The sequence below is a fragment of the Mycobacterium sp. 4D054 genome (assembly GCF_052245755.1).
Taxonomy (GTDB): Bacteria; Actinomycetota; Actinomycetes; order Mycobacteriales; family Mycobacteriaceae; genus Mycobacterium.
This window is the reverse complement of the sequence record NZ_JBQQCF010000060.1, coordinates 21,389-27,604: the sequence shown is the minus strand read 5'-3', so window position 1 is coordinate 27,604 and position 6,216 is coordinate 21,389. Positions and strand designations below refer to the sequence as shown.

Genomic DNA, 6,216 nt, shown 5'->3' with positions numbered 1-6,216 from the left:
CTGGCCTCCGCAGAACTCATGCTGGACATCGAATGTGTCGAGCGAGCAGGGCGATAGATCAGCGGCACCTCGGGTGCATCGGCAATCCATCCAAGATCACCGACACAAGGATGGTGCACCAGTGAGCCAGCACCTCGGAGAGCCGGTCCACCAGTGCGGCGATCTGCTGGTCGCCGAGGTCGGGCAGCGTGCCGGACAGGTCGAACGCCACGTCGAGATTGCGTGCTTCGGCGTCGTCGACGAGCGTCCGGATCTTCTGCATCAGCGGATGGTCGAAGATGCCGGCCTGATCGAAAAGCGCTCGAAGCCTGCGGCATTCAGCGCGGGCCTGGGCTTGCATGGCCGCGTCGACGGGTTCGCCACGCGTCAGCGCGTCCAGCAGGGGGACGACGTTGTCGACGATGGTGGCGTAGCGGCGCTGGTATTCGGTGCGCAGCGCGGCGCTGACCCGGTCCCGGGTGACCAGCCGACGGTGGGCCCGGGTCTCGGCCTCCACCACTTTGGCCGCGTCGCGCATCAGACCGTTGAAGACGAAGGCGAACAGCTGCACGCCGAGAATGCTCGCGGTGCCCAGACCGATGTTGACGAGCACAACCGCGGACGGATCCCGCAGGGCCACGACAGCGCTGTTGAGCACCCAGAAGCCGACCAGCAGCGCGGCCCCAATCCTGGTCGGCAGTGCGAGAAGCAGCGGCAGCACACACCAGCCGATACCGCTCTGCGCCCAGTGCGCGTACCCGACCAGCGCGTCCTGCGGCAGTAGCGCAGGCTGGGCGACCGTGACCGCCAGCAGTAGCAGCCCGGCCGGCCAGGCCAAAGTCCATCGCTGGCAGAGTATTCCGGGTACCGCGGCCAGCGTGCCGAGTGCTGCGACGACACCGAGTACGGCATCGGCGGCGGGAACGGTCACGGCGAGGTTCACCAGGGCGTACGCGGCGAGCGCGAGACCGTAGCGGGTTCTGGTGCGCTCCAGCAGACGGTCCGGGTCCACGGTCGGCGACTTCACCGCGGTGTCGGTCGGGGCCCACCACAGTTCGGTCACCGTTCCGGCGCCCGGGCTGGATATCACGCGTGCCTGGCCGCGCGCCCGCGCCATCCGATCGATGATCGAGTCGTCCACGCCGTGACCGCGGCGCGGCACGCCGACGTCGAAGCCGATTCCGTCGTCTTCGAGGCGGATCATGCTGTCGGACACGGTGATCCGCAGCAGCGTGGCGCGGGAGTGCCGGTCGACGTTGGTCATCGCCTCGCGGGCCGCCGCGATCACCGGAGCGGCCGTCGCCCCGGGCAGCCGGAGGCGTTCCCTGCCGTCGAACACCACCGGTGTGGTGAGGTGCTGGGCGCACTCCCGCAGCGCCGCAACCAGTTCCACCCGCGCCGGCGGAGCCACCCAGGCGCCGTCGCTGAGCAGGCGCAGATCGCGCCGGGCCTGGGCGGCGAGGCGCCGCGTGGGCAGCGGACCGCCCTGGCCGACCATCAGCAGGGTCGATGCGGCCGTGTCGTGCAGCAGAGCGAGTTGTTCGCGTTCGTAGTCGCGGAGAGCGTCGGTCACCCGGCGGGCGACCTCCGCTTCGTCGCGCTCGCTGCGGGCACGGTCGATCACGCCCGCCGCCCGCAGCAGCATGTAGCGGATGATCGAGGCCGTGGCGCACTGGACGACGAAGTAGAACAGCGCGGTCACTGAGGTCAGGTTCTCCCAGCCGGTGACGGCGGCGGCGCCCCAGGCGTAGGCCGCGGCGATTCCGGCGGTCATCAGCACGCTGGCCGGCGCCGGCACCGACACCGAGATGCTCACCACCGCGGTACCGGCGATGGCCTGCGGAGCCGAGTTCGACGCGTAGAAATCCGCAGCGGGCGTCAGTACCGGGATGGCCAGACAGACGGCCAGCACGAGGGCGTACCGCCAGCCAGGCCGGGTGATGGGACCGGGTGAGCAGCCGCGCCGCCGACCACACCGCGAGCACCGCCAGCAGCCACCTGCCGGCAGGGGTGGCCAGGCCGTCCGGATCGGCGAGTGTGATGAGCGCGACGCCGAGGTTCACGGTGTTGCGCATCAGCAGACCGACGGTGGCCGCCCGCCTCATCAAATGCCGTTGCGCGGCAGAACCCACCCTGGTGCCGCTCGTCGCCATGCCGCCCCCCAGCGAACCCGATGCGTTGTCGCCGCTACGTTAGCCCGGGGAACATATCGCCGCCGTCGTGTCGGTCGAACGTACTAATTCGTCGTTGCCGGCGACAGAAAGCCCATATTCGGCAACTTCAGCCGGGTTTTCCCTCGCGGCCGACGCAGGGCTGGGATTAAATACCGGCACGGACTGACAGTTTGACGAGTATGTCTACCAGGGGGAGGTGCCGGGGGATGTCCCGCGAGGGCGAGGCGCGGCGACCTGTGCGAATCGCGATCATCGACGATCACGATGTCGTGCATGCAGGGATTCAGGCGTGGTGCGGGGACGCCGACCCGCCGATCGAACTGGTGGACAGCTTCATGCGTCCGGCCGAGTACTTCGACAAGCACCCGGCCGACGGAGGCGACGTCGACGTGGTGCTGCTCGACCTGCAGATCGAAGGCCACCGCCCGGACTTCGAGACGCTGTCCAGGCTCGCCGATCGCGACCAGCGGGTGATCGTGTACTCCCACATCACCGCCGACGAGGTGATCCTGCGGTGTCTGGATCTTGGCGCGGTCACCTACCTGGTGAAGTCGGAAGGCAAGCGCCACCTGATCGAGGCGGTGCACTCGGCGCACACCGCCACGCCCTACGTGGGTCCACGGATGGGCAAGGCCATGCTCAACGACAGCACGGTGGGGCGGATCAAACTCACCGAGCGTGAGAAACAGATCCTGGTCGCGTGGTTCCAGACCGAGAGCAAGGAACTGGTGGCCAAGCGGCTGTTCATCGCGCCGACCACCGTGCGCACTCATCTGCAGCGGGCGCGGGCCAAATACGCGGGGGTGGGCAGGCCGGCCCCGACGAAGTCGGCGCTGCTGGCGCGCGCGATCGAGGACGGGATCCTCAGCCTCAACGACCTGTACTAGATTTCGGCCGTTCGGCTGACAGACAGTCCCGCCGGGCGCCGATAGCGTGGCCAGTGCTCGGGGGAGTCAACGTGATCGCCGGTGGCGAGGCGGTTCGGCAGCGGGGGGTGCGCCGAACCGCGGGAGCGCTCCGGCGATCACGTTGACCGGGCACTCACTAGACTGACCCGGTGGAATCTGCAGCCCCCCGCCCGGTCCTGGTCGTCGACTTCGGCGCGCAGTACGCGCAGCTGATCGCCCGACGCGTACGCGAGGCGCGGGTGTTCTCCGAGGTCATCCCGCACACCACCACCGTCGACGAGATCAAGGCGCGCAACCCGCGGGCGGTCGTGCTGTCCGGGGGTCCGGCCAGCGTCTACGCCGACGGCGCACCCCGGCTCGACCCCGCGTTGTTCGACCTCGACGTCCCGGTGTTCGGGATCTGCTATGGGTTCCAGGCGATGGCGCAGGCGCTGGGTGGCACCGTCGCGCACACCGGCACCAGCGAGTACGGCCGCACCGAGCTCAAAGTGGCTGGCGGACAACTGCATACCGACCTGCCCCACACTCAGCCGGTGTGGATGAGCCACGGCGACGCGGTGACGGCCGCACCGGACGGTTTCGAGGTCGTCGCGACCAGTGCCGGGGCTCCCGTAGCGGCCTTCGAGAACAAGGACCGCCGGCTGGCCGGCGTGCAGTACCACCCCGAGGTGATGCACAGCCCGCACGGCCAGCAGGTGCTCAGCCGGTTCCTGCACGAGTTCGCGGGCATCGACGCCACCTGGACACCGGCCAACATCGCCGAGGCCCTCATCGAGCAGGTGCGCACCCAGATCGGCGACGGGCGGGCGATCTGCGGACTCTCAGGTGGTGTCGACTCCGCGGTGGCGGCGGCGCTGGTGCAGCGCGCCATCGGTGACCGGCTCACTTGTGTGTTCGTCGACCACGGGCTGTTGCGCTCCGGCGAACGGGCCCAGGTGCAGCGCGACTTCGTCGCCGCCACCGGCGCCAACCTCGTCACCGTCGACGTGGCCGACCGGTTCCTGGAGGCGCTGTCGGGGGTGACCAACCCGGAGGGCAAGCGCAAGATCATCGGCCGCGAGTTCATCCGCGCGTTCGAGGGTGCCGTCCGCGACGCCGTCGACGTGTCCGGCGGTGAGGTCGAGTTCCTGGTGCAGGGCACGCTCTATCCCGACGTGGTGGAGTCCGGCGGCGGTTCCGGCACCGCCAACATCAAGAGCCACCACAACGTCGGCGGACTGCCCGACGATCTGAAGTTCACGCTCGTCGAGCCGCTGCGGCTGCTGTTCAAGGACGAGGTGCGCGCGGTAGGCCGGGAGCTCGGGCTGCCCGAGGAGATCGTTGCGCGCCAACCGTTCCCGGGACCGGGCCTGGGCATCCGGATCGTCGGCGAGGTCACCGCCGAGCGGCTGGACACGTTGCGCCGGGCCGATGCCATCGCCCGTGAGGAGTTGACCTCGGCGGGACTGGATAACCAGATCTGGCAATGCCCGGTGGTGCTGCTGGCCGACGTCCGCTCGGTGGGGGTGCAGGGTGACGGCCGCACCTACGGCCATCCCATCGTGTTGCGTCCGGTGTCCAGTGAGGACGCGATGACGGCCGACTGGACGCGGGTGCCTTACGAAGTGCTGGAACGGATTTCGACGCGGATCACCAACGAGGTGCGTGAGGTCAACCGGGTGGTGCTCGATGTCACCAGCAAGCCGCCGGGCACCATCGAATGGGAGTAGTCACGCGCCGAGCGCCATGTCCCAGAACGCGACCTCGTGGGACAGCACCTCGGCGATGACGTCGTCGTGGCCGGCCGGGGTCGCGAGTCCTTCGAGCGCACGCACGTAGTCGGCGAAACCCGGAGCGGTCCAGTGCTCGACGAACTCGCGGTACGGGGAGGAGTCCGACGCGGCGGTGGCCCACGCCAGCAGGTAGACCTTCTCGATGACCCACAGCGCCGTGATGGCCGCCTCGTAGGGCGCAGTGTCGAGGCGCTGCAGCAGTTCCCGGTACTTCAGCGTCGCCGGCAGGGCGGGCTGGTCGGTGTCGATACCGCGCTGCGCCGCCTGCCAGTCGAACCAGTCGAGTTCGGACACCAGCGCGGCGCAGCCTCCGGCGAGCGTGGTCTGGGCGGGCCGCGGTGCGCGTGCGAGCAGCCGGGCCTGGAACGTCAGCAGGTCGGCGACGAACACCGCGTCCTGCACCAGCCACCGGTCGAAGTCCGCGTCGGTGATGGTGCCCTCCCGCACATCGGCGAGGAAACGGTGGCGGGTGGCCGTGGCCCAGAGTTCGTCAAGCACGCCCGGAAGGATACTTGGCTATTCGCCGGCGGCCTCTGCGGTCTTCTCGACCAGATCGCCGAGCAACTGCGACACCGTCGATTCCACCTGCGACTCGATCGAGAACGCGAGCGTCGCAGCGACGGCGGTCACCGCCTGGGTGCGGAAGCGCACCAGCGTCGTGATCAGCTGGGCGACCTCGACGTCGTCGGGCAGGGCCGCGCCGGGGTTGACCTTGTCGACCACCTCTTCGAGCCCGGCCCGCACGAGGATCGCGCTGATCTGGTCGAGCAGGGGCGCCACCTGCTCGTGCAGGTCGATCAATTTGTCCAAAGCCACGCCGTAGTGCCTGATTTCGGTGAATGCCTCCACCAAGGTGGGGCGCACGATGGTCGCGTGCACGTCGTCCTCGACCCGGATGATGCCCAGCGCCACCAGCCGGTCGAATCCGGCGTCGTCGTCGATCAGACGCCGCGCCGCGGTCAGCGGCATGCGCTGCGGCTTCTCGGTGGCCCAGCTGCCCGCGATCGCCGATTCCAGGCCCAGCATGTCGCCGAGATCCTTGCCCTGTTCCCACGCCGAGAGCATCTCCTTGACATGGGCGATGTTGTAACCGCGGTCCAGCAGCGAGGTGATCAGCCGCAGCCGCGTCAGATGCGTGTCGTTGAACAGCGCGATCCGGCCCACCCGCAGCGGCGGGTGCAGCAGACCGCGGTCGCGGTAAACCCGGATGTTGCGCGTCGTGGTGCCCGCGAGCCGCGCGAGGTCGTCGATACGGTACTCGCCGGAATCGGCGGCGCCGTGCGGCTGTACGGCGGCGTCGAACAGCTGTGACACCGCGTTCTCGACCACGTCGCGCGAGCCGCGTCGGACCCGGCGCAGAATCGTCTGGATGGGGCCCGACAT

The 6,216-nt window shown here is 69.2% G+C and carries 5 protein-coding genes and 1 pseudogene; 4 read left to right on the top strand and 2 right to left on the bottom strand.

Translation table 11 applies throughout. The annotated features are described in order from the left end of the window. The 4 genes and pseudogenes from ACTWP6_RS26915 to guaA all read left to right on the top strand — a co-directional run. Positions 1-125: pseudogene (locus ACTWP6_RS26915) on the top strand (hypothetical protein); the annotation flags it as partial. Between the two features lie 1,804 nt (positions 126-1,929). Further along, positions 1,930-2,175 carry a hypothetical protein gene (locus ACTWP6_RS26910; protein WP_443189311.1) on the top strand — a complete coding sequence of 82 codons (246 nt, stop codon included), beginning with the start codon at positions 1,930-1,932 and terminating at the stop codon, positions 2,173-2,175. 184 nt (positions 2,176-2,359) lie between these two features. Then, the gene (locus tag ACTWP6_RS26905; protein WP_260757492.1) at positions 2,360-3,040 is read left to right on the top strand and encodes a DNA-binding response regulator; all 681 of its coding nucleotides are present in this window, start codon (positions 2,360-2,362) and stop codon (positions 3,038-3,040) included. A 170-nt stretch (positions 3,041-3,210) separates the two neighbouring features. Beyond that, positions 3,211-4,770, top strand: a complete 1,560-nt coding sequence (gene guaA, locus ACTWP6_RS26900; RefSeq protein WP_443189310.1) for a glutamine-hydrolyzing GMP synthase — start codon at positions 3,211-3,213, stop codon at positions 4,768-4,770. On the opposite strand, the gene ACTWP6_RS26895 is transcribed toward guaA, so the two are convergent. Beyond that, complete coding sequence (locus ACTWP6_RS26895; protein ID WP_443189309.1) at positions 4,771-5,331, bottom strand: TenA family transcriptional regulator; 561 nt, start codon at positions 5,329-5,331, stop codon at positions 4,771-4,773. A gap of 18 nt (positions 5,332-5,349) precedes the next feature. Next, positions 5,350-6,216, bottom strand: coding sequence for a MerR family transcriptional regulator (locus ACTWP6_RS26890; RefSeq protein ID WP_443189308.1), 867 nt, complete (start codon positions 6,214-6,216; stop codon positions 5,350-5,352).

What these genes read in the sequence shown, in the direction of transcription:
- ACTWP6_RS26890 (WP_443189308.1), bottom strand. Translation starts at nt 6,216, where the DNA reads ATGTCGGGCCCCATCCAGACGATTCTGCGCCGGGTCCGACGCGGCTCG.
- ACTWP6_RS26905 (WP_260757492.1), top strand. Translation starts at nt 2,360, where the DNA reads ATGTCCCGCGAGGGCGAGGCGCGGCGACCTGTGCGAATCGCGATCATC.